The sequence below is a fragment of the Spirochaetia bacterium 38H-sp genome (assembly GCA_039023545.1).
Taxonomy (GTDB): Bacteria; Spirochaetota; Spirochaetia; order Winmispirales; family Winmispiraceae; genus Rarispira; species Rarispira pelagica.
The window spans coordinates 589,977-613,862 of record JBCHKQ010000001.1; the positions used below are offsets into that span (position 1 = coordinate 589,977).

General features: G+C 39.2%; 22 protein-coding genes. 17 read left to right on the top strand and 5 right to left on the bottom strand.

All coding sequences use genetic code 11. The features are described from left to right. Positions 1-197: 197 nt before the first annotated feature. The 16 genes from thiS to WKV44_02625 all read left to right on the top strand — a co-directional run bounded on the left by thiS (position 198) and on the right by WKV44_02625 (position 15,039). Positions 198-404: a sulfur carrier protein ThiS gene (gene thiS / locus WKV44_02550; GenBank protein ID MEM5947415.1), complete on the top strand. Its 207-nt coding sequence runs from the start codon at positions 198-200 to the stop codon at positions 402-404. Further along, the gene (locus WKV44_02555) at positions 404-1,645 is read left to right on the top strand and encodes a PLP-dependent transferase (GenBank protein MEM5947416.1); all 1,242 of its coding nucleotides are present in this window, start codon (positions 404-406) and stop codon (positions 1,643-1,645) included. The genes thiS and WKV44_02555 overlap by 1 nt, the downstream gene beginning before the upstream one ends. Positions 1,646-1,658: 13 nt before the next feature. Then, positions 1,659-2,468 (top strand): HesA/MoeB/ThiF family protein, encoded by an 810-nt coding sequence (locus tag WKV44_02560; GenBank protein MEM5947417.1) that lies wholly within the window; start codon positions 1,659-1,661, stop codon positions 2,466-2,468. Between the two features lie 2 nt (positions 2,469-2,470). Then, a complete protein-coding gene (locus WKV44_02565) occupies positions 2,471-2,950 on the top strand; it encodes a DsrE/DsrF/DrsH-like family protein (protein MEM5947418.1) in 480 nt (159 codons plus the stop codon). Next, positions 2,947-3,168 (top strand): sulfurtransferase TusA family protein, encoded by a 222-nt coding sequence (locus tag WKV44_02570; protein MEM5947419.1) that lies wholly within the window; start codon positions 2,947-2,949, stop codon positions 3,166-3,168. The genes WKV44_02565 and WKV44_02570 overlap by 4 nt, the downstream gene beginning before the upstream one ends. 13 nt (positions 3,169-3,181) lie before the next feature. Continuing rightward, a complete protein-coding gene (locus tag WKV44_02575; GenBank protein ID MEM5947420.1) occupies positions 3,182-3,577 on the top strand; it encodes a M67 family metallopeptidase in 396 nt (131 codons plus the stop codon). Position 3,578: 1 nt separating this feature from the next. Then, positions 3,579-5,771: a sulfurtransferase TusA family protein gene (locus WKV44_02580; GenBank protein MEM5947421.1), complete on the top strand. Its 2,193-nt coding sequence runs from the start codon at positions 3,579-3,581 to the stop codon at positions 5,769-5,771. 1 nt (position 5,772) lies between these two features. Then, complete coding sequence (locus WKV44_02585; GenBank protein ID MEM5947422.1) at positions 5,773-6,000, top strand: DUF2061 domain-containing protein; 228 nt, start codon at positions 5,773-5,775, stop codon at positions 5,998-6,000. 92 nt (positions 6,001-6,092) lie between these two features. Beyond that, positions 6,093-6,836, top strand: a complete 744-nt coding sequence (locus WKV44_02590; GenBank protein ID MEM5947423.1) for a phosphoadenylyl-sulfate reductase — start codon at positions 6,093-6,095, stop codon at positions 6,834-6,836. Further along, positions 6,808-7,689, top strand: coding sequence for a sulfate adenylyltransferase subunit CysD (cysD, locus tag WKV44_02595; protein ID MEM5947424.1), 882 nt, complete (start codon positions 6,808-6,810; stop codon positions 7,687-7,689). Before WKV44_02590 ends, cysD begins: the two co-directional genes overlap by 29 nt. Before the next feature lie 8 nt (positions 7,690-7,697). Continuing rightward, the gene (locus tag WKV44_02600; GenBank protein MEM5947425.1) at positions 7,698-9,482 is read left to right on the top strand and encodes a GTP-binding protein; all 1,785 of its coding nucleotides are present in this window, start codon (positions 7,698-7,700) and stop codon (positions 9,480-9,482) included. Continuing rightward, positions 9,479-9,934, top strand: coding sequence for an NAD(P)-dependent oxidoreductase (locus WKV44_02605; GenBank protein MEM5947426.1), 456 nt, complete (start codon positions 9,479-9,481; stop codon positions 9,932-9,934). Before WKV44_02600 ends, WKV44_02605 begins: the two co-directional genes overlap by 4 nt. Beyond that, positions 9,891-10,895 (top strand): NAD(P)-binding domain-containing protein, encoded by a 1,005-nt coding sequence (locus WKV44_02610; protein MEM5947427.1) that lies wholly within the window; start codon positions 9,891-9,893, stop codon positions 10,893-10,895. Before WKV44_02605 ends, WKV44_02610 begins: the two co-directional genes overlap by 44 nt. Then, positions 10,810-12,858 (top strand): hydroxymethylbilane synthase, encoded by a 2,049-nt coding sequence (gene hemC, locus WKV44_02615; GenBank protein ID MEM5947428.1) that lies wholly within the window; start codon positions 10,810-10,812, stop codon positions 12,856-12,858. The genes WKV44_02610 and hemC overlap by 86 nt, the downstream gene beginning before the upstream one ends. Continuing rightward, positions 12,830-13,801, top strand: a complete 972-nt coding sequence (gene hemB, locus WKV44_02620) for a porphobilinogen synthase (protein MEM5947429.1) — start codon at positions 12,830-12,832, stop codon at positions 13,799-13,801. The genes hemC and hemB overlap by 29 nt, the downstream gene beginning before the upstream one ends. Next, entirely contained in the window at positions 13,798-15,039 is a 1,242-nt protein-coding gene (locus tag WKV44_02625; protein MEM5947430.1) for a glutamate-1-semialdehyde 2,1-aminomutase, read from the top strand. The genes hemB and WKV44_02625 overlap by 4 nt, the downstream gene beginning before the upstream one ends. A 152-nt stretch (positions 15,040-15,191) precedes the next feature. Here the strand turns inward: WKV44_02625 and WKV44_02630 are convergent, their stop codons facing one another. Then, on the bottom strand, positions 15,192-17,306 hold the full coding sequence (locus tag WKV44_02630) for a methyl-accepting chemotaxis protein (GenBank protein ID MEM5947431.1): 2,115 nt from the start codon (positions 17,304-17,306) through the stop codon (positions 15,192-15,194). A 163-nt stretch (positions 17,307-17,469) separates the two neighbouring features. Between WKV44_02630 and ugpC the strand changes: the two genes are divergently transcribed. Beyond that, positions 17,470-18,567, top strand: a complete 1,098-nt coding sequence (ugpC, locus tag WKV44_02635; protein ID MEM5947432.1) for a sn-glycerol-3-phosphate ABC transporter ATP-binding protein UgpC — start codon at positions 17,470-17,472, stop codon at positions 18,565-18,567. Between the two features lie 75 nt (positions 18,568-18,642). Here ugpC and WKV44_02640 read toward each other — a convergent pair whose 3' ends face one another. The 4 genes from WKV44_02640 to WKV44_02655 all read right to left on the bottom strand — a co-directional run bounded on the left by WKV44_02640 (position 18,643) and on the right by WKV44_02655 (position 23,860). Further along, positions 18,643-19,704, bottom strand: coding sequence for a FecR family protein (locus WKV44_02640; GenBank protein ID MEM5947433.1), 1,062 nt, complete (start codon positions 19,702-19,704; stop codon positions 18,643-18,645). Continuing rightward, positions 19,704-20,792, bottom strand: a complete 1,089-nt coding sequence (locus WKV44_02645; GenBank protein MEM5947434.1) for a radical SAM protein — start codon at positions 20,790-20,792, stop codon at positions 19,704-19,706. Before WKV44_02645 ends, WKV44_02640 begins: the two co-directional genes overlap by 1 nt. Further along, positions 20,767-21,642, bottom strand: coding sequence for a hypothetical protein (locus tag WKV44_02650; GenBank protein MEM5947435.1), 876 nt, complete (start codon positions 21,640-21,642; stop codon positions 20,767-20,769). Before WKV44_02650 ends, WKV44_02645 begins: the two co-directional genes overlap by 26 nt. A gap of 145 nt (positions 21,643-21,787) precedes the next feature. Further along, entirely contained in the window at positions 21,788-23,860 is a 2,073-nt protein-coding gene (locus tag WKV44_02655; protein MEM5947436.1) for a cache domain-containing protein, read from the bottom strand. Positions 23,861-23,886 lie beyond the last annotated feature (26 nt).

Below are 23,886 nucleotides of genomic sequence, written 5' to 3' on the forward strand. Positions count from 1 at the left end.
ATTATGTTTGTATTATGTTTAATATATAAAACATTGTTTTTTATATCAATATTTATGGCTAATTATGATAAAAATTCCCGATATATTTTGATGTTTTTTTCTGTTAAAAGATTACTTTTTTGCTTGACAAAAAGGGTAAGTCTTAGTATTATTTTTTTAAATAAATCCTATATGTTTAATAGGTTTAAGAGGTGCATATGACAGTAAAAATAAATGGCAAGGATGAGTCTTTCTCCGTGGCACATATGACAGTGGAGGAGCTTCTTGAGGCTCATAATGTCAAAATGCCTGACACGGTTACAGTAGAACTCAATGGTACAATCATAAGACGTAATCTTTATTCTGAGACCAGTGTACAGGATGGTGATTCTGTTGAGTTTTTGTACTTTATGGGAGGCGGTTGATGCGCTTTTTGACCAGAGCTGTGAGGAGTCTTAGAGATGCAGATCCTGCATGGGGAGCTAGTGTTCCACCTGTATATTTTTCTGCTGGTTTTGAAAAAGAAGATCCGGAAGAACTTGCAAGACTTTTTGCTGGAAAAGATGCAGGGTTTATCTATTCTCGAATTGGCAACCCTACAGTTTCTGCCTTTGAGAGAGCATTTTCTTCTTTTGTTTCTGCACGAGGTGCTGTGGCCGTATCCTCTGGAATGGCAGCCATAACAGCTCTGGTCTTTGCCCTTTCTTCTTCTGGAAGTAAAGTTGCTCTATCGCGTGGCCTTTTTAGTGGTACCATTGCTCTTTTTAGGGGTGTACTTAGAAGAGCAGGAATTGTACCGGTGTTCTTTGATCCCCTTGATTTTCCTTCTGTAGAAAAAGCATTGTCAGAGGGTGTGGACTTTGTTTTTCTTGAGGTTATAAGTAACCCTGGCATGGGGGTTCCCCATATGGATTCTATAGCTGTTCTTTCTCATGAGAAGGGCGTGCCTCTTGTTGCAGACTGTACTCTTACTCCTCCTGGAGTATTTTCTCCGCAAAAGCATGGAGTTGATATAGCAGTGCATTCTCTTACCAAGTATATAAGTGGTAATGGAACCGTTGTTGGAGGTCTTATAGTTGATACAGGGCTTTTTGATTGGACTAAGTATAAGTCTGAGCCAATTGTCTCTGCTGCCTCTAAAGCTGGGGAGTTTGCATTGCTGTATGTTTTGAGAAAAGATGTTGTACAGAATATGGGTTTTTCTATTTCTCCCATGCATGCGTTTTTGCATTATTTGGGAATGGAAACTCTGCCTCTCAGAATCAAGCAGCACTGCCATAATGCCCTGGCATTGGCCGAGTTTCTTGCCGAGCGTGATGAGATAGTTTCTGTAAGATATCCTGGGCTTAAAAGTGATCCATCGTATTCTCATGCTTGCAACACTCTGGATGGCCTTTTTGGCGGACTTTTTACTTTTGAGCTTAAAAGCAAAGAAGAGTGTTATGCCTTTGTTGGGGCTCTTAAGCTAGCTAGAAATATTGTCAATATTGGGGATTCTTCGACACTTATTATTCATCCTGCTTCTACAATATATGCAGATGCCTCTGAGGAGGAAAAGCGTGGAGCAGGAATTACCGAGGGGCTATTAAGAGTTTCCGTAGGTATTGAAGACTCAGAGGATTTAATAGAAGATTTTGAAAATGCATTTATAAAAATTTATGGATAAAAGAGGTGTTAATATGAGTTTACGAGAAGATCAGATATACAGATACAGTAGGCATATCCTTCTTCCGGAGGTAGGGGGGGATGGACAAAAAAAAATACTCAATGCCAGAGTTCTTGTTATAGGTACTGGTGGGTTGGGTTCTCCTGTTGCTTATTATCTTGCTGCTGCCGGAGTAGGAACAATAGGAATAGCAGATGGAGATAATGTTGATTTATCCAATCTGCAGCGGCAAATACTGCATTTTACAGAAGATCTGGGGAAACCCAAGGTAGAATCAGCAAAGAAAAAACTTATGGCGCTCAACCCCGATGTCAACATAGATGTGCTTAATTACAGAATAACAGAGGATAACATCCGGTCGATTATAAAGGATTATGACTTTATAATCGATGCTACCGATAATTTCCCTGCAAAATTTCTCATCAATGATGCTTGTGTTCTTGAGAAAAAACCCTTTTCTCATGCTGGTGTTTTGAGATTTGATGGTCAGACCTTTACACATATCCCTGGTCACATGTGTTATCGCTGTATTTTTAGAGAACTCCCACCGGCAGGAGCAGTCCCAACATGCTCGGAGGCCGGGGTTTTGGGTGCTGTGGTAGGTGTGTTGGGAACAATACAAGCTACTGAAGCAATAAAATATATCTTGGGGGTAGGAGAGCTTCTCAAGGACAGGTTGCTTGTATTTGATGCACTTGCAATGCGTTTCAGAGAAGTTTCTCTATCAAGGCAAAAAGATTGTCCTGTGTGTGGGGATAATCCGGTAATTACAGAAATAAAAGAATACGAGCAGCCTGTGTGTGACATTAGAGAAAGGAGATAGGTATGAGTGATAATAAAAAGCTTTCGTTGATTGTTTTTAACGGCAATTTTGACAATGCTGTTGCAGCTTTCACACTGGCATCGGGTGCTGCAGCCTCCGGTTATGATGTAAAGATGTTTTTTACATTCTGGGGGCTTAATGTAATCAAGAAAAAAAGAGGAAGAGCTTTTATAGGACGGGGAATCCTTGCCAGGATATTTGGATTTTTACAAGGAGGCAGAAAAAATCTTCCTCTCAGTAGGCTCAATTTTCTGGGAGTAAGTCCAAAACTGATGACGAGCATGATGAAGAAAAGAAATGTTGCAACCTTAGAAGAGCTTTTACAAGCTTCCATAGAGCTAGGGGTCGAATTTTATGCCTGTGAGATGTCCATGCATATTCTTGGGCTTAAAAAAGAAGATTTTATATTACAGGTTAAAAAAGTACTGGGTGTTCCCGGCTTTTTGGACTTATCTGATGGAGGGGAGGTCCTGTTTATATGAGAAAAATAGACATAACAAGGGAGCATTGTCCTATGACATTTGTAAAGGCAAAACTTGAGTTGGAAAAGCTGTCTCATGGAGAAGAGCTTGAGATACTTCTTACGGACGGAGAGCCTCTGGATAATGTTCCAAGAAATGCAGAGCAACAGGGATATATAGTCGTCAGCAAAGAGCAGATAGAAGGCAGTGTTTATAAAGTGGTCATAAAGAGACCGTAACAGGGAAGTTTATATGAAGATTAGTAGAGAGATATACCAAGGTATAGCAGAACATTCCATATCAGAGCTTCCTAATGAGGCTTGCGGATATATTGCAGGCAAGGGTGATACTGCAGAAAAGCAATATAGATTGACCAATGCGGATGCATCTTGCGAACACTTTTCTTTTATACCAGAAGAGCAGTTTGCAACTCTAAAGGATGCAAGAAAACACGGCCTGGCACTCATTGCCGTATACCACTCACATCCTAGTACCCCTGCTAGAATGTCAGATGAGGACATAAGATTGGCAAACGATACGGAAATGCGATATCTCATATACTCTGTTAAAGAAAAAAGTCTCAAGTGCTTTAGAATAGACGACAACAAAAATGTAACAGAGGAAGAACTTATTATTTTGGAGATGTAATATGCCTGTGACATTGCCTAAAACAGTAGTAGAAGACATAGCTACATATAAAGTCAGGGTAGATGCATATCTCAAGGGAAAACTTGGGGAAGAAGAATTTAAAACCATCCGAGTCCCCATGGGGGTGTATGAGCAGAGGAAATCAGGCTCATACATGGTAAGAATAAGAGTCCCTGCAGGTGATATAACTCCGGACCAGCTTATTGCTGTATCAGATATTTCCTCCAGATATACTCTGGGACCAATACATATAACTACTAGGCAGGAACTGCAGATCCATAATGTTTCGATAGAATCAACACCTAATATCATGGAAGAGTTGATTCCTAATGGATTATCTTCTAGGGGTGGTGGTGGAAATACGGTTAGGAACATAATAGCCGATCCGTTCTCTTGGGCATATGCTGCCTTTGATATATTACCATATGCAAATAGTCTTTCAGAAAGGCTTCTGTCAGAAAAAGATTCATGGACTTTGCCAAGGAAATTTAAGATATGTTTTGGCTCTTCTCTGGAGAGGCCCTTTTTGAGTCTTATAGCAGATATCGGAATTATACCTGTTATAAGGGATTCTAAAAAAGGCTTTGCAATATATTTGGCAGGTGGATTGGGAACAGGTGCCAGAATAGCAACAAAGTTTTCGGATTTTATACCAACAGATAATCTTTATGCTATTGTCAGAGCTGTTAAAGAAATATTCGATCAGTATGGCAATAGAAGAAACAAACATAGAGCTAGATTGAGATTTCTTGTGAAAGAATGGGGAGAATCGAAATTTATAAAGAAAATTGAGAAAAAGTATGAAGAGCTGCTTGCAAATAATTTACAACCTCTTTCTGTAGAATCCACAACATCTATGTATACTGATGCATTTTTGGAGTTAAACGTAGACCACGGATATCTCAAACCAGAGGATTTGTTCTTACTAGGTACGACAATTAAAAAATACGAAGGTAGCAGGATACGGTTATCTCATAGGCAAAATGTTATTCTGTATAACATAAAAAAGACTGATTTAAATAATCTTCTATTAGATCTAAAGGATGTTGGGTTTAAGCCCTTATCAGGTTCTGTTTGGGAGTCTGCTGTTGCATGTGCCGGAGCTAGTACCTGCCGACTAGGTGTGTGCTTGTCTGGGAATTTGCTCACATTATTGCAAAGAAGACTCAGAGAGCAAGGGCGTTGGGATAAGATAAAAGATCTTGTTATCAATATATCGGGGTGTCCCAACAACTGTGCACATACCTTGGTTGCTGATATAGGGCTTGCCGGTGCTGTCAAGAGAAAGAATGATGTTGTGCTCCCGGCCTATACTGTTTATGCAGGAGCTAATTTGAGCCCTGATGAAGCCGTATTGGCTGATAGATTGGGGACTGTCCCTGCGGAAAGCTTACCGGATTTACTTGAGGAAGTTTTTGTAGAGACAAATAAAAATAGAAAAAATGAAACATTTTATGCCTATTACATTAGGGAAGGTAGAAATACTATAAAAAAACTTGTGGAAAAGTATGAGAGCATGGATGCACAAGTCTATACAGGTAGAGATATATATGAGACTTCTAAGTTTTCCTTATTAGAAAAGCTGGAAGGAGAATGTTCTGCTGGTCTTTTTGATCTTATCGAGATGGATATAAGAGAAGCAGAAGAAAAATATAAAACAGGAGACTATGAGTCCGCTGTCGTATCGGCATCACGTGCCCTATTGATTACAAAAGGAATAGAAGAAAGGGACAGGGAATCTGCTCTCAAGCTGTTTCTCAAGTATTTTGCTGGAAAACATGTGGATTCATATGTATCAAAAAGTGTAGAAAAAGTGTTGAATGGTTGTGAAGTAGGTGAAAAAGAAGCAAAAGTCCTAATAGATGATATAAAAAGATTATATAATAGCATGGATAACAGTTTAAAATTACCGGAACTCACAGAAAAACAGTTTAGGAGTTCAAAAGAAGAGGGCTCGGAAGATAGGGCAGGAGGAGTCCCTCTTTATGACTACAGAGGAGTTCCCTGTCCTATAAATTTTGTAAAAGCTAAGCTTGCTTTAGACCCCCTTGAACCCAATACTATCGTAGAATTCTTGCTTGATGATGGGCAGCCCATAGAAAATGTACCGGCCTCTCTAATCCAGGAAGGACATCAAGTATTGAGCAAGGAAAATAATATAACTTATTGGAAAATAAGAGTTAAGAGAGGATGATATGGGTAGAGATTCGCACCTTCGGTCACTTATAAAAGCTCTATCTTGGCGTATTATTGCTACTCTTACTACGACACTAATAGCTTACATTATAACTAGAAGGGTAGATACAGCCTTATTTATTGGCGGTTGGGAAGCTATCATAAAAATAGGAGTGTATACACTTCATGAGCGTATATGGGAAAGAATAAAATTTGGGAGAAAGACCGAACCCGAATACTACATCTAAACAGCATACAGCTTGCAAAATAAATATATTTTTAGCCAAACACTTGGCGATTATATCGCCAAGTGTTCGAAAATAAAGCACAGGACATAAATATGGACATATGCAAAAAAACAAAATATGAAGAAAAACTGAAAAATGCATCGCCTAAGGAAATAATCAAAACAGCTATGGAAGAATGGGGTGATTCTCTTACTTTTGCTTCTAGTCTTGGAGCAGAAGACCAGGTTATAACTCATATATTATGTCAGCTGACAGATGACCCTGATATTTTTATTATAGATACCGGCAGATTGCATCCTCAGACATATGCTTTGATTGATAAAACCAGAGAATACTATAATATCTCTCTTAAAATATATTTTCCTGATTATAGCATGTTACAGGGATTCTATAACAAAAATGGTGTTAACTCTTTTTACAAAAGCGTAGAGATGAGAAAGGCTTGTTGTCTCATAAGAAAGGTGGAACCCCTATCCAGAGCATTAGCTGGAAAAAAAGCATGGATTACCGGATTACGAAGAGAACAAAGCAGCGATAGAAAAAGTATAAGTATAATAGAATGGGATGAACTCCATTCGATATACAAAATTAATCCTCTTGCCAACATGAGTACCAAAGATCTTTGGCTTTATATAAAAGAGAATAATATCCCTTATAATCCTCTGCACGACAGAGGATATGCCAGCATAGGTTGCGAACCATGTACCAGAGCAATAGTGGAAGGAGAATCTCCCAGAGCCGGTAGATGGTGGTGGGAAGATGGCAAAAAAGAATGCGGTCTTCACACAGAAAGATTAGGAGGAGACAATGGACAGGCTGCAGAAACTGGAATCTAATGGAATATATATTCTTAGAGAAGCATACAAAAGTTTTGGGAGTTTATGTATGCTGTGGTCCATTGGAAAAGACAGTACTGTGCTTTTGCATCTTGCACGTAAGGCTTTTTTCGGCCATGTTCCATTTCCTCTTGTTCATATAGATACCAGCTTTAAAATTCCAGAGATGATAAGTTATAGGGATAAAATGGTAAAAGAATGGCACCTCGACATGATAGTTGGTCAGAATAAAGAGGCCATCAGAGAAAAAGAAACATACCCTGATGGAAAGCTAAATAGAATTCAATGTTGTATGAAATTAAAGAGTGAAGCTTTAAGGCATACAATATCAGGGGATTGGCCAAGGTTAAGATTTGATCATAAACAGAGCAAATATATAGAAGAAAAGGATGCAAAACCTTTCTCAGGAGTTATTGTAGGAGTGAGGGCAGATGAAGAAGGGACACGTTCCAAAGAGAGAGTATTCTCTCCCAGAAATACTGAGGGTAATTGGAATATCGTAGGACAACCGCCAGAACTCTGGAACTACTATAATACTGATTTTGCTCCAGGTACGCATGTAAGAATACATCCGATATTGGAATGGACAGAATTGGATATATGGGAATATATAGAAAGAGAAAAAATACCTGTTGTTTCCCTCTATTTTGATAATGGTTGTGGTAAACGTTATCGTTCTCTAGGCTGTGCCCCGTGTACTTCTCCTATTATTTCTTCTGCAAAAAATGTATCAGAAATAGTAAAGGAACTTTCCTCCGGTTCCCTTAAGGGGATTGCCGAAAGAACTGGCAGGGAACAGGACAAAGAAGACGGAGGAACATTGGAAACCTTAAGAAAAGATGGATATATGTAGGGGCTAAGATGAAAAAGGACATGAAAAACAATAAACAAAGGTTATCCATAGTTATGGTTGGCCATGTGGACCATGGAAAAAGCACTATTCTGGGTAGGCTCCTTTCTGAAGCAGGAGCGTTACCAAAGGGTAAGTTAGAACAAATAAAAGAGTATTGCAGAACCAATGCAAGAGAATTCGAATATGCATATCTTCTGGATGCTTTAAAAGAAGAACAAGCACAGGGAATAACAATAGATAGTGCCAGAATTTTTTTTAAGCTAGAAGATAAAGAGTTTATATGCATAGATGCTCCAGGGCATGTCGAATTTATCAAAAACATGGTAACCGGAGCATCCAGAGCCGATGCTGCCTTTATAGTAATAGATGCCAAGGAAGGAATAAAGGAAAATTCCAGAAGACACGGATACCTGTTGTCATTTCTAGGAGTAAAACAGGTCGTTGTTCTTATCAATAAAATGGATATTATTGACTACAGTGAAGAACAGTACAGGAATATAGCAGAAAATTTTGATAGTTTTCTTTCTGGATTAGGAATAAAACCCTTGGAATATATACCTGTATCAGGAAGGAACGGAGATAATCTTGTAAGTCTTTCGGATATGACTCCATGGTATTCCGGACCTTCTGTAAAAGAAGCTTTTCTTGCTTTTTCCAATTATTCTACGAGGTTGGAATATCCTTTTAGGCTCCCTGTCCAAGATGTATATAAGTTTACTAGGCTGGGAGATAACAGACGTATAATAGCAGGAACCGTTGAAACGGGAACACTTAAGAAAGGAGACCATGTAAAAGTATTTCCTTCTGGGGCAGAAAGTACAGTAGCTAATATCGAGACCTTGTATCCTCCTGGTCCTGATGAGGTATCTGCAGGGATAGCGACAGGTATAACTCTTACTGACAGTATTTATGTAAAAAGAGGGGAGTTGCTAGCAAAAGAAGAAGATCCCCCTTCTGTTGCATATTCCTTTAGAGTTTCTCTTTTTTGGCTTGCCCCGCAGCCGCTGATCAAAGAAAAAAAATATATCTTAAGATTAAATGCTTCCAGGGAAGCAGTATATCTCACCGATATAATTTCTGTAGTGGATTCGTCGGAACTTTCTACGGAGTCCAATAGGGATTATATAGGGCAATATGATATATCGGAATGTATTCTTTCTACGGTAAAACCAGTTGCTTTTGACCTTTATTCTTCCAATCCCTATACAGGGCGATTTGTTATAATTGATCAATATGAGATATCAGGTGGAGGTGTTATTCTTGAGACTATAGGCAGCTCACATATTGATAAACATGTAGATATGAGAGAGTCTGCATGGAGAAAGAATCAGATATCTCCCATATGCAGAGGTCAGCGTTTTTCTCAAAAACCACAGGTAATCTTGTTTACAGGAAAAAATTTAGAAGAGCTTGATAGATATGCAAAGGAGCTTGGGAAAAGGCTTTTTAACAAAGGCTGGAATTCTTATTATCTGGCTATGGATAATTTGTTGAGAGGTATTGATTATGATATACTTTCATCCGACAGAGAAGAACATCTTCTGAGACTGGGAGAACTGTTAAGACTGTTATATGATACGGGATTGGTTGTCCTTACCGTGATAGTAGACGCTGATATATATGAGATAGAGTTACTTAAAAAAATATCTCAACCTGCAAAATTAATGATTATAGATACTGATTCCAATTTACCCGCAAATATGAGTGACTTTAAGCTGGAAAGAAATGCTGATATCTCTGTCTTGGATGGATTATTACGTAAGAAGAGCATAATAGAGGAATATAATATATGATTCTTCCTTTTGCCATTGATGTAAAAGATATTCCAATACTTATAGTAGGAGCTGGCTGTGTTGGAATGAGAAAAATAAAAACTCTATATAGGGCAGGAGCCAGCCTCACTGTAGTAGACCCTGTGGTAAGAGTACCAGAATGGTTCACCGGAGTATGGGAAGAATTGGAATATAATCCGTCTTTTTTAAAAGACAAGGTTTTAGTTTTTGCATGTACGGATAATCCTGATATAAATGCATTGATATGCAAACAAGCATACAAAAAAGGAATCTTGTCCTGCAATGTCAGCGACAGCAGATATAGAACATTATCCTCCATGGGTTACTTTATACATGATTCTGTTATGGTTGCTACGTTAGCAATCAACTCTTCTGTGAAGCAGTCTATAAAAATAAAGGAAAGGCTTAATGATTGTATTAAGAAGTTTCCATCTTCTGAGGGATGGGCGTGATACTCTTTCCTCACTGTATATATCTCCCCAGAGGCAGGATGAATTTATCAAGAGTATTTTTGCCGACGAAGTCCTTCTTCTTCAAACCTGCAATAGATGGGAGTTGTTGCAGATAAACTCACATAAGGACATAGATTTTCTACCTGGAGGTGGACTAGAGCTTTATGATTATGATGCTTTTTTACATCTTGCCCGGGTTTGTGCGGGGTTGGATTCCGCTATTCCTGGTGATACTGAGATAGTGCATCAGGTAAAACAATCTTTTTTGCTTTCTGAAAGGTTGGGTAAAGCTGGGCCTGTGCTAAAAAACATCTTTCCCAAGATAATGCATATATCAAAGAAAATAAGAAGTTCTTATAGAATTTCGGAAGGATATCGCTCTATTGCTGGTCTTTCTGCTTTTTATCTTATGAAAAGAAGAACTGATAGAAATATAAAAAATATTGCTATACTGGGAGCAGGTGCAATGGCTGCTAAATTTGCTTCTTACACAAGTGATATGGATCTTGATATATCTATTATAGCAAATCGGACAATTGATAAGGCACGTGTGCTCGCTCAAAAATATAATGCTGAGGTCTTGAATTATAAAGAACTGTCCAAGTATATCTGCTGTATGGACGTACTATTCTGTGCAACTTCTGCGCCTCATCCCATTATCACTAAAGATCTTTATGAGGATATACTAGAAAGACTGGATAAAAAGTTAGTAATAATAGACGTTGCTATTCCTCCGGATGTAGATAAAGCCTTATACTCCAATAAAAATGTGGATTATTTGGATATCAACAGGCTTGCTCGATGGCAGGCTTCTATTTTTTCTCAAAGAATTAAATATAAAAATGAAGCAGAAAAAGATATAAAGGAATTGGCAAATGAATGCTATAAAAAGATTAAAGCTTGGTACAAGAGAAAGCAAATTAGCTGTTTTACAGGCTCAAGAATGGATACAACTTTTTAAAAAAAATACAAAAGCAGCCCATGGTATCATTTTCGAGATAGTAACATATAAAACTAGCGGTGATATAGACAAGACCACGCCTCTTGCTGACATGGAGAATTCTGATTTTTTTACTGATTCTCTGGATAAAGCTCTGCTTTTGGGAGAAGTAGACCTTGTTGTTCATAGTGCAAAGGATTTGCCTCAAAATATAAATGCTGACATAGAAATTGCTGCCATAACAAGACCAGGAGGCAGACAGGGTGATGTTCTTGTTCTTTCTAAAGAATATAAGGCATCTTTGATAGATGAGCTTCCTTCCGGTATGATAATAGGAACTAGCAGTATCAGGCGTAAGAAGCAAATAAGCTCAATCAGGCCGGATTGGATTCTCAGAGATATCCGAGGAAACATAGAAGAAAGGCTTGCTGCTCTTCATGATGGTTATTACGATGCCATTGTAATGGCTGATATAGCATTGTATCGGCTGAAATTAAAAGAACATTGTATTCCATTAGACTTCCCTCATCATCCTCTGCAGGCGAGGCTTGCTGTTACATGCAGAAAAAGCAACAAAGAAATAATAGAACTGTGTTCTTCTACTGATGACAGAAAAAATTGGGGAGAGCTGATAATTGCAGGGGCTGGTGCGGGTACAAAAGACTTGCTTCCGGTAATCACACTCAGAGAATTGGAAAGATGCGATAGTGTGTTTTATGATCAGCTAATATCTCCTGATATCCTTACCGGGCTAGAAGCAGAACTTATCCCCTGTGGCAGAAGAAAAGGCAAGGAAATTCTGTCTACTGACATTATGGCAGACAAGATCCTAAAAAGAGTGTTTTCTGGAAAAAAAGTAGTAAGATTAAAAGGTGGAGATCCTATGCTTTTTTCTAGGATTGCAGATGAGTTAGATATTCTAAGAGAAGCTCGGATAAGTTATAAAATAATACCAGGGATAAGTGCATACCAAGCAGCAAGTGCCTTTGCAGAATTACCTCTTACTTCCAGATATTCTTCCGCAGGGCTTTTTATTTCTACTGCGTATCCTATAGATAGAGCTATAATTCCCAATTACAACAGCAGGTTGCTCCTTGTATATTATATGGTTACAGATGTTTATAAAAGTATAGCTATTAGACTTTTGGAGCAAGGGTGGCCATCCTCTACGCCTTTTTTATTTGTATCCAATGCAGGAAGAGTCGGTCAGAAGTTGTGGCAAGGAAAATTGCAAGAACTCATATCTTCTGATAGAAAAGTATTGCAACCGGCTGTTCTGTTTGTAGGTCAATCTCTGCTTGACGGTTATAAATCTTGGTGGGATAAAGAAAAAAAGATTTTAGTAACAGGTACTGATCCTGATAAGTGGAGAGATACAGGAACTGTTGTTCATATTCCATGTATTAATTTAAAAAAAATTGAAAGTTCTGAGGTAAACAAGGCTTATGAAAAACTTAAGTCCTATGACACTATAATCTTTACTTCCAAGCATGCAGTATGCTTTTTTATGGAAGGTCTTCTGGAAAGGGGGAAAGACAGTAGGGCATTATACGATAAAAAAATAATAGCCATAGGAAAAGTTACAGAAAAAGAATTGTTAAAGTATGCTTTGCTTTCTGATTTTATTCCTGATAAAGATAGTGCGGAGGGGCTCCTTCTTATGGCAAAAACAAAAAAATGGAAAGGTAAAAATATTCTTATCCCTTCATCCACTCTATCGTATCCTACTCTGAGAGATGGGTTGTTAAATCTTGGCAATATAGTTGATGCTCCTGCTTTTTATGATAATGTAAAAAGCCCTTATCCAGAGGGATTACTGCTAAATGTGGAAGATTTTGATATGTTGGTTTTTACTTCTCCATCATGTGTATACAGGTTTATAGAAAGGTTTAAGGCTATCCCGCCGGGAAAAGATATTCTTACTCCGGGGGAAACGACTAGGAGGGCTGTGCAAGATGCTACCGCTAAGACAATACAGGATTGATAGTAGGACCAGGGATAAATTTGCTGATACCAAGGTTACTGCTGCAAATTTTATAGAAGCTCTTTTTATAACTGATAGCAAAAATGAAAAAACAGAAATAACAGGTTTTCCCGATGTGTATAGATATGGATATGACACGGTTATAGACAGGATAGATTCTCTTCTTGATAGAGGAATAGATAAGGTTCTTCTTTTTGCAGTTCCTGATAAAAATAAGAAAGATGATAGTGCGAGTTATGCTATGTCTTCCGATTCTATAATTCCCAGAGCAATAAAAAAAATAAAGAAGATTTTTCCTTCTCTTACCATCTTTACTGATATCTGTGTATGTTCTTATACAAGACACGGGCATTGCGGTATTGTTATGGATAGAGACGTAGACAATAATGCTACTTTAACTATACTTGCCAGAATGGCAAGGCTTCATGCTGAGGCCGGAGCGGACTGGGTTTGTCCGTCTGCTATGATGGATGGTCAGGTAGAGGCAATAAGAAAAGAACTGGATAGCAGGAACCTACAGAAGACTTCTATTCTATCTTATTCCGCAAAATATGCTTCTGGATTATATGGGCCGTTTAGAAATGCAGCCGACTCTTCTCCTTCCTTTGGAGACAGAAAGACGTACCAGATGGATATAAGAAACTCAGGAGAAGCTATTATCGAATGTTGGTCTGATATCAAAGAAGGTGCGGATGCAATAATGGTAAAACCTGCTCTTTTTTATCTGGATATAATAGCAAAAATAAGAAGAGAGTTTTATAACACTGTACTTGCCGCTTACCTCGTCTCGGGAGAATATAGTATGCTAAGTCAAGCCATAAGGGAAAACACAGTTCCCTCTGCTTATCGGGAAGCTGTTATTGCTATAGCGCGTGCAGGTGCGGATTGGATAATAAGCTACAATACCGATATATTGCTGATGCACATGGAGAAAGAGCTATGAAAAGAACTCTTCTTGTAGGAGGTGTTAATTCTCCTGTTAGAACCTTTGCAGCTGTTTCAGAACCTCCCTTGATATGCTCTTATGCTCGAGGATCTTTCCTGTATGATACGCAAGGAAACAAGTATCTGGACTTTATTGGAGGATGGGGTGCATTAATACACGGTCATTCTAATCCACGAATACGAAGAGCGTTGAAAAAGGTACAGACATCAGGGATATTGTATGGACTTACTCATGACGGGGAAGAAAAACTAGCAAATAAAATAAAATCATTTATACCGTTTATAGAAAAAATAAGATTTCTCAATTCTGGTACAGAGGCTGCTATGACTGCGATAAGAGTAGCAAGGGCAGCTACAAAAAGAGAGAAAATATTGATGTTTTCTGGTTGCTACCATGGCCATGCAGATAGTTTTTTGACTAAGATGGGGTCAGGAGGAGCAACTCTTTCTTTGCCTTTATCAGAAGGTATTCCCCATGGTGTTTTGAATAAGACGATAGTTATCAGGTACAATGATACAGAAGGTCTCAGAAAAGCCTTTCATGATAACCCTGATATAGCTGCTCTTATAATCGAGCCTGTAGCCGGCAATATGGGACTTGTCCCTGCAAAAAAGGATTTTCTTACTGAAGCAAGAAAGCTTTGTGATAAGTTTGGTACTATTCTTATATTTGATGAGATAATGTGTGGATTCAGAGCTTCTTATGGTTCTGTTGCAGAACTGTATAACATATTCCCTGATATTATTCTCCTTGGGAAAGTCATAGGAGGTGGTGCTCCAGTAGGTGCCATAGCCGGAAAAGAAAATCTAATGTCTCTACTGTCTCCAGAAGGACCTGTGTATCAAGCAGGCACTTTTTCTGGTAATCCTCTTACCTGTAATCTGGGACTTGCTGCCCTCATAGAGATTGAGAAGAACAGAAACATAAATCACCTGGAAAATCTCGGATTCATTATGGACAGTATACTCTCCGATACAAAAAGAATCACTTTTGTTAGGCTAGGCAGTATGTGTTGCCTGTTTTTTCTTTCGGAAGCACCGGAGAATAGGGAAGATGTGGACAGGCAAAACCGTGATGTCTTTTCTAATTTTCATAAAAAACTCAGAGCAAAAGGGATACTTATTCCACCTTCTCCATATGAGACTTGGTTTTTAAACACAGCTATGAAAGAACGAGATATCAAAAATGCTGCATTGATCATAAGGAATACAGCAGAAGAAGTGTTAAACACATGATACCGAACGCACAGCAGCTGCCGCTGTCTGTGCTGCCTCTGGCGGTATAGAAAACAGTGAATGTTCTCCGCTTTTGTCTGCCGAAGGCAGGAGGGACTGCGTCGTCTTATTTATTCTTCTTTGCAGACGCAGTCCCGACGTTCGGTATATTGTTATTCTCTTATTTTAAAGAGCTTTACTTCATTGTAGAGAAATTTTGTCACTTCCTGATTTTTGTCGGTAAGCTCGGATACATTGAGCATTGCGTTTCTTATCTCTGTAGCACCTTGCGACATCTCCTGGATGCTTTGTCTAATCTCAATCATGGCATTTCTTAGGGCTTCCATCTCCGTGAGCACCTGCTTGCTGCTCGTGTTGATTTCATTGCCGCTCGTCTGGACAATACTGGTTATGTTGCGCATGCTCTCCAATGCTGTAAGCACTTCTGAGCCACCAGCTGCTTGCTCGTCCATGGCCTGCTGGATTTCTGATTCTCTGTTGCTTACAACGTTGACGGTCTCTACAATCTGGGCAAAAATTTCCTGAGAAGAGTTGGATGCCTGTTTTATGCTCTGGATGCTTTCCAGAACTTCCTTTAGGTTATTTCCTATGCTCTTGGATTGTTCTGCTGAGCTTTCTGCTAATTTCCTTATCTCATCTGCAACCACGGCAAATCCGCGACCATGTTCTCCTGCATGTGCAGCTTCTATTGCTGCGTTCATAGCCAGAAGGTTTGTCTGGCTGGCTATTGTCTGTATTATCCTATTGGCTTCCAACAGGCTTTGAGAACGGCCCACTATACTGTCGACCTTATCCGCAACACCTGCTATGCTACTTTGGCCCTGATTTATCACCTGGAGAAGCATGTTTACGTTGTTTGTATTTTGATCAAGATTTTTGGATACAGATTGTATATTGGAAACCATTTCTTCTATTGCAGCGGAGGACTCTGCCACACTTGCGGCTTGCTCATCTATTGCCTTTTTTAATTCTTCTATGCTCTTTGAAATTTGTTCTACAGCAGCTGTAGATTCTTCCACACCGCTAGACTGTTCCACTACCTGGTTTTCTATGTTTTCTATATTGCCTGCTATTTGCACTATTGCAGAGGATGTCTCGGTAGCATTTGCTCTGAGATCTATACTAAGAGCATCCAGTTTGCCTGCATAATCCCTTATGTTTTTTACGATACTTTCCAGTTTATCCACAAAGGAGTCAAAACTCTTTGCCATCTGTCCCAGCTCATCGTTTCTTTTTATCTTGAGCCTCATTGTGAGATCACCTTCTCCTTTGGCTATTTCTTCCAGGAGATTTCTCACTCTTTTTAAGGGTCTTACTATTATCCTGGCATTAAAGAATGCAATTGCAGTAAATATTATAAGCCCAAGCACGGACCAGAATATAAATGCTGCTATAATACCTGTCAAAAAACCGTAGAGCTTCTTGTCTGGTATTTGTGCGATAAGATTCCAGCCTGGAGAGCCAGGAATTCTTGTAAAAAGCATAGTATGAGGGATATTATTTATCCGCATTTTTACTGTTCCAGAATCTTTGCTTGTTATACTGTTTCTTAAAGTTTTAAGCTCTTTATCCGGATAGCCTTTTGCTGTCAAATCCACCAGAAACTTGGCATATATCATATCTTTATCTGGGTAAGCTATAAGTCTGCCTATCTCATCCGTAGCAAAATGGAAAATTTCTTTGTCTGTTTCCAGTTTTTCTATGAGATTATAAAAACTTTCCAGTGCAATACTTGCAGCAATTATTCCTTTTTTATTGCCATTTTTGTCCAGAACCTCGTGTGCTGCAACAAAAATAGGCTTACCCGTAGAGCGGGATACTATAGGTGAGCTTATCACTTCTTTTTTCCCGTCCTCCATAATGGCTTTAAAATATTCTCTGTCTCCTATATATCCCTGTGTTTCTCCCTTTGTGTTAGTGTTCCAGTAATTACCGCTACTATCCGCATAAAAAAGTAAAAGCCAGTGTTCACTTTTCCTATCTGCCCACCAGTCCATCTGTTTTCTTATATCATCCGTTGTGCCTTCTATAAAAATCTGACTCTTTGCTATCACAGAAAGAGTTTCCAGTTCTTCTTCCAGAAGAGACCCTGCTCTTTCTGAAATAGCAGAAAGTATTTGTCCCTCTTTTTCCAGAACAGTATTTGATACTTTCGATGTTATCCTTTGCATGAGGATGCCTGCTACTGTCAATAAAATCACAGCAAACGATATACCAAAAAGCAGGCTTATCTTTGTTATGAGACTTGTCTTTTTTATATCCAGCATATTTCTCTCCGTGGCTTATAACATAATACAATTATAGTTATATGTTACCTGTATTTCAAACTCTTTTCCATATCATCGATATATTGTGAGAGATATTTTTATTTGACAAATACTGGATTATACCGTATCATGTGCACATAAGATAATATTTTTGGAGGTCTCTATGGCAACTGTAGAGCTTAAAAACATTAACAAAATCTATGGAGGTAAGGTGCATGCTGTAAAGAATGCTAATATCTCCATAGAAGACGGCGAGTTTGTAGTGCTCGTAGGTCCTTCCGGTTGTGGTAAGACAACCACTCTTAGAATGATTGCCGGTCTTGAAGATATCACAGAGGGTGATCTCTTTATCGACGGCGTGAGGATGAACGATGTTCCTCCCAAGGACAGGGACATAGCAATGGTTTTCCAGAACTATGCTCTTTATCCTCACATGACAGTTTATGATAACATGGCATTCGGTCTTAAGATCCGTAAGTTCCCTAAGGAAGAAATCGATGAACGAGTACAGAAGGCTGCCAAGATCCTTGACATAGAAGAGCTTCTCAACAGAAAGCCCAAGGAGCTATCCGGTGGTCAGAGACAGCGTGTCGCTGTAGGTCGTGCTATAGTTAGAGAACCCAAGGTATTCCTCTTTGACGAGCCTCTTTCCAACCTTGATGCCAAGCTCAGAGTACAGATGAGAGCCGAGCTTTCTGCTCTCCACAACCGCCTGGGCAAAACTATGATTTACGTTACACACGACCAGGTAGAAGCCATGACAATGGCAGATAAGATTGTTGTAATGAGAGACGGTATAATCCAGCAGATTGGTTCTCCTCTCCATCTTTACAATAATCCTGCCAATCTCTTTGTTGCAGGATTCATAGGTTCTCCGCCGATGAACTTCCTCTCTTCCACTCTTTCTGAGGAAAACGGTCGTCTTGTTGCAGATGAGGGTGATTTTAAGGTTATGGTTCCTGCTGAGTTTGAGTCTGTTCTTAAAGAATATGTTGGTAAGCCTGTAGTATTTGGTATACGTCCGGAGGATATGGAATTTGACGAGTCTGGAAAAGGTGAGATACAGGCAACTGTTGATGTTGTTGAGCCTTTGGGTGCAGAAATCCATCTCTATCTTTCTACTGGTAACAACCAGATAATAGTAAGAACTCCTCCTCAGCATGATTTTAAGGTTGGTGAAAAGGTTACTTTTAGACCTAACCTTGAGAGAGCTCATTTCTTTGATCCCGAGACAGAGCGCTGTCTTACTGTAAAAGAATAAGAGAATGAAATCACATACAGGAAGAGGCTGCATGCATTAGCATGCAGCCTCTTTTTTATTCTTGATACACATGTCTTAAAAAAGCGATTCTCCCAGGAAACCTGCTCCTTTTTGCTTAAAAAGAAACATAGCACGGTGTACGTATTTTAGATTCTCCTTTAGGATTTTAGAATCTTTTTCCACCTCTTTTATAAAGTTTTCTGCTCTTTCTCCACCTTCAATCACGCCTACTTTTACTCCCTTATAGTAATAGTTTCTAAGCTCAAGTACGCGGTAATAAACACGAGAAAAAAGAAACATCTCCTTCTTGAGCTTTAGAATAACTGGCACAAGCTCTTTTTTCTCTTTGAGAGTTTCTACCCCCCCACCTTTAATGGTGCCCTGCTTGTATTCCCTTGCCCATTTTTCTATTATGTCATGTTTTTTTACAAGCTCTTTATATGCTTCAAGAAATGCTTTTTTCCTTTCTCGATATAGTTTTGCATAGTGTCCAAATGCCTTGGCTGCATTTGCCTTAAATGCTTCCATTCTACCTGTCATCCACTCTTCTTTAAAACGTTTTGCATCCGCAAGCTTAAAAAAAGTTGTTCTTAGTCTTTCTTCCAGTCTCTTTTCCACGGCCTTCCCAGGTTCTGCAAATGCCTTTTCCCCCTCGTCATCCACGCACTCCACCTTTCCTTCCGTACATACCACCAGTATATCACCTGCCGGGCTTGTGCTTACTGTAAACTGCGTACCTCTTACACCCATTGCAGCCGATTGCGTATGCACGCTCAAGTCTTGGCTTCCGGCAAGCTTGTTTATCTTAAGAAATATCTCCCCTGATAACAGCTCCATACTTGCAAGTTCTTTGTTATCTTCTTTGTCAATCACTATCTGAGATATTGTGGACGGCTCAAGCTGTATCTCTCCTGAAAATCCGCTTTCTTCTGTAAACTCCCATATAAGATACCCATCCTCTCCCGTGCTTATCACATCATACTCTTCCAAAAAAAGGCCAAAATCCGCTTTTTCTTCTGTACCATCAGCTCTGCTCACATAGGCCTCTCCCTCCACATAGGTTATTATGCCAACGGTCTGTGCCGTGAGCGAGCTTGCAATTATCAACAAAAGAAAAAGCATAGAAGTTTTTTTCATCAGTGTTCCTCCCTGTATATATCTGTTTTTACCCTTTTAAATATATTGCAAAGTTCCTGCTGTTTCTGTGGCAAACTGCCAAAAACTTTTTTCCATACAGCAGAACTCTCCATACACATATATACAGGTGCACCTGGCAGAGCCTTATTAAGTTCCTCTTTTATGCGGCTATATATCTCCACTCTTCTTTTCTGTAAGTACCTAAACTTACCATCCTTTGATGGAATAAACTCGTCATACAGATACGGCCTGTCTGCCATTTTTTTTCTGAGGGCAGCAGGATAACGTATAGTACCCATACTTATCCAGGCAATCCTGCTTGCGTCAAATCTGCCAAGCATATCTATAACCTGCCCGTACTCTTTTTGCCATTCGCCTATTGCTATAATAGGATCAAAATGAAAAGCCAACCTATAACCAGCCTTTATTGCTTTTTCTGCTGCAGTAAGACGTTCTTCCAGACCTGCGGCATCACCATCCTCTTCATCTATTACCCTCTGAGGATTAACAGAAAAAGCAATAACAGCCCTACCCTTGGGCTCGATATCCAGAAGATGGTCTATCCATGCTGTCTTGGTCTTAACCTCAAAGGAAATATTATTATAAGGAGCAAGAGCTCTGATAAACTCCTCTGAAAGCCTAAAAACCGGATCAAGATAATTGGAATCTCCTACCTCACCTGTCCCCACACGTATCTCAGCATCCGGATTATCTTTTGCGAGCTTTATAAGTTCTGATATAGGTCTTTTTGTATCCACATTGATAATCATAGGAGCAAAATTGAGATAACTCTGCATAATGCAGTAAGAGCAACCAAGAGGACAACCTTCGTATAAATCTATTGTAAGATAATTACAGCAGACATGCCCTCTTGTTCCCGGACAGGGATGAAGCATTCTGCCGCTGTGGCAGGTTATAAGCAGAGTTTCTCTGTTGAGATGCTCTGCAGGAATATCATTCTTGGTTTTGACAAGATGCCAGGTAGCAGATAAATGGGCATTTTTTGCCCTCTGTGTTGCAGGAAAATCCAGAGCATCCTCTGTCACATAAATATGCCTAATATTATCCAAGAAAGGAAAAGAGTTCATCCGCATTCTCCGCAATCTTTTTTAGCACCTCAATACGTCTCTCAAGTTGGCTTTTGGATTCAAACTTGAAAGACACAGAAAAAGCAGCCCCCTCAAAAAAATCAGGAGCCTCCAGGGCGACCCCACTCTTTGCCGTAAGATTTTTCCGTAACCTGGCAAAATCCCTCTGCATATCGGAAAGCATAGGAAATCGCATCCTCTTAACAGCCTCAAAAGGAGTAGAGGATGCAAGAATTTCGGTCATCTTCTCTATGGCAGACTCCTCGTCCCAGCCCTCTCTTACAAAACAATCCTTAAACCAGATTAAAATCTGCCTCCGCTCAGAAAAACTCAACCTCCCATCATAGAACCGAATAAGCCCAAGAACAGAATCCGGCAAGGAAGAAACATAAGATGCAGTTTTAATATCCACAAGATTATCTGCAACCATAGCCTTAAGAGAAGGCATAAGTTGAGAAAAAACCCCTATATGAGAAAAATCCTTCTTCCCAGGCTCTACAAGAGGTATTATTCTATCTACATACTCAAGAATCCCGGCATCCCTGCAAAAAAAGAACAGTCTTTCCCGCTCTTCCCAAGAATATCTGCCAGCCCTTCCTTCGCAGGACAAAGCAAAAACAAGCAAATCAGCCGTATCCCCATCAATATCTATAGCTTCATGCTTCTCTGCACCCGCATTTACAAGCGCAGAAAAAAGCCCGTATCCCCATACAAGCTCATCGCCATGACACACAAGAGGCGGTGCAAACCCCTTTTTCAAAAGAACATCGCTGACAGGCACATTACAAAAAAGCCTGGCAATAGGCGTATCACTTACAATATCACGCAAAAAAACAAGCTTCTTACTCATATGCAGATGATAACACAGCAGAAAAAATTATATAATAGCTCAGAAATAAAAAAATACCGAACGGCCTTCCCGCGGCAAAATTATAGAAATACAGGCAAGAATGCCGCGGCAAGACCTGCCTGCGGCACAAAAAAGAAACAAGCCCTCACAACAAAGAAACAATCTTATCCCTTAATCCCTTAAGAGAATCAGCAAGCTTGGAAAGGTAAGAAGAATCAATAGCTGATAAACTATGACACATACTCAGCATATCGGAAACTGATTGCCTTATCTCTCCTACAATCTCTTTGATCTTAGACACACTAGTATCGGATGGTCGTTCAGATCTCCTTTGTTCTTCAAGAGAAGAAATAGCCTGAGATATAAGCCTTGCTGGTCTTGTTGTATCTATCTTGAGCCTAGAACTAAAACTTGTTCTGCTGCGGATAACATTGTTAAGCTCGCCTATACTAGTAGAAATCTTCTTAGTATTCTCTGCTGTTGCAGCAGCAAGCTTTTTAACCTCGGAAGCAACCACAGCAAACCCTCTGCCGGCATCTCCAGCATGAGCCGCCTCTATGGCAGCATTGAGAGCAAGAATATTAATCCTCTCCGATATATCCTCAATTGCATGAAGAAAATCATTGATATTGACAGTAGTAGAATATATTGTCTCTACCGTAGAAAAAGTCTCTTTACTATGAGCAGAAAGACTTTCCAGAAGATTGGAAGCCTCTTTTAATCTTGCAATACTCTCATCTGCAGAATTGATAAGCGGAATATCAAAAAAAACATCGCTGGACAGACTTTCCATAAGCTTGTTTATCTTCTCAATCTGTAAACCAAGCCTAGTTTGTTCTGTTTTTACTGCAGTAATGGCAGACTCTATCTCCTCTATATCCTTTATCCTTTGCGATACAAAAGTAAGAGCCTCCTCTATCCCTTTTTTATGCTCTTCTGACAGCATACTGGTATGTTTATCCTCAGTATAGTCTATCTTATTTTGGACAATTGACTCCCTATATGTTGTTAATTCGGCTATACTTCCTTGCTGTTGCGTCTTTGAGTGAGTACTATCAAAGACATCAGTTTTCTTATCACCGTTTTCATCTTCTCTGTTTCCTTGAACCTGGTCATATTGAGTCTGTATAGAACTACTTTTTATTGTTTCCTTATTTTCTTCTTTATATCCTAGCTCTGTTTTTTCTGTTGGCATTTTATATTCTTTTTGATTCTTCCTGTCTGATATCAAAAGCATAAGAATAGCCATTATTATACTTGATAGAACAAGCAGTATAGGAACATATGTAGGCACTGCGACCGAGCTTACATTTATCAGCCTTGTTTTCTCAATACTAAGAACAGTGTATCCGTTTTTTGTATTTGCCTTTGCTATAACATAGACATCAGAATCCTTTTTATAGACTGTACTTTCCTCCCTTGTAGAAAGGAAAGAAGAAACCTCTGACTCTGGTATGTTTTTTAACAATCCCTTATTATTAGCTTGTATAGTGTTATCTGGATTGACGATATAAAGATTGTTGGCAGAAGTCTGTTTGAGAATAGCTTCCATTGCCTTTTTTCTTCTTTCTGCCCATCTTTTTTCTTGTACATCCATATACTCCGATGTACCTATTGCCCAGCCCCAGTCTTCAAAAACACCTGCAATACCCAGTTTTTTTACCGGGTCACCACCTGACAAATGAGGAAAATAGTATTCCACATAATAAGGATATTTATCCCTTGCTCCGTCTATGAGCTCCTTTATATATTTTTTTCCTTTTATGTCGGTAAGCTTTTCTCTGTTGAGACCTTCCTGCTCAGGATTAGGCGGATTTACCAGAGAAATATAGGAAAGAGAATCCGCAAAAAAATAGCCTTCTGAGTTGTATCTTAGGTTCCTAAGCCTGTCTTTTGCAATCTTCTGAGCCTGAGCTTTGCTTATATACCCGTTTTTTGCAAGCTCGGAATACGCTTTTAGAAATTCCAGAGCTATATCAAGTCTGTTTTCAAGTTCCTTTTTTATGATATTAAAATTTTCCTTTTCTTCTTCTATGGCAAAGTATTCAGCCGTATCTATGAGTGTGGCAGCTTTTTTTGCGGAAGACACAGCCAATTCTTCCGCTTCCTTTACCATACTGATATCATGAGAAGAAGAGCCTGTTCCAAGGTTTAAACTTATAAATATAACTACGCCAAGGTATATAATTAGCAAAAACAATCTCGGAAGCTGTTTCATATCTCCCCCTATGTGTACTATACGGC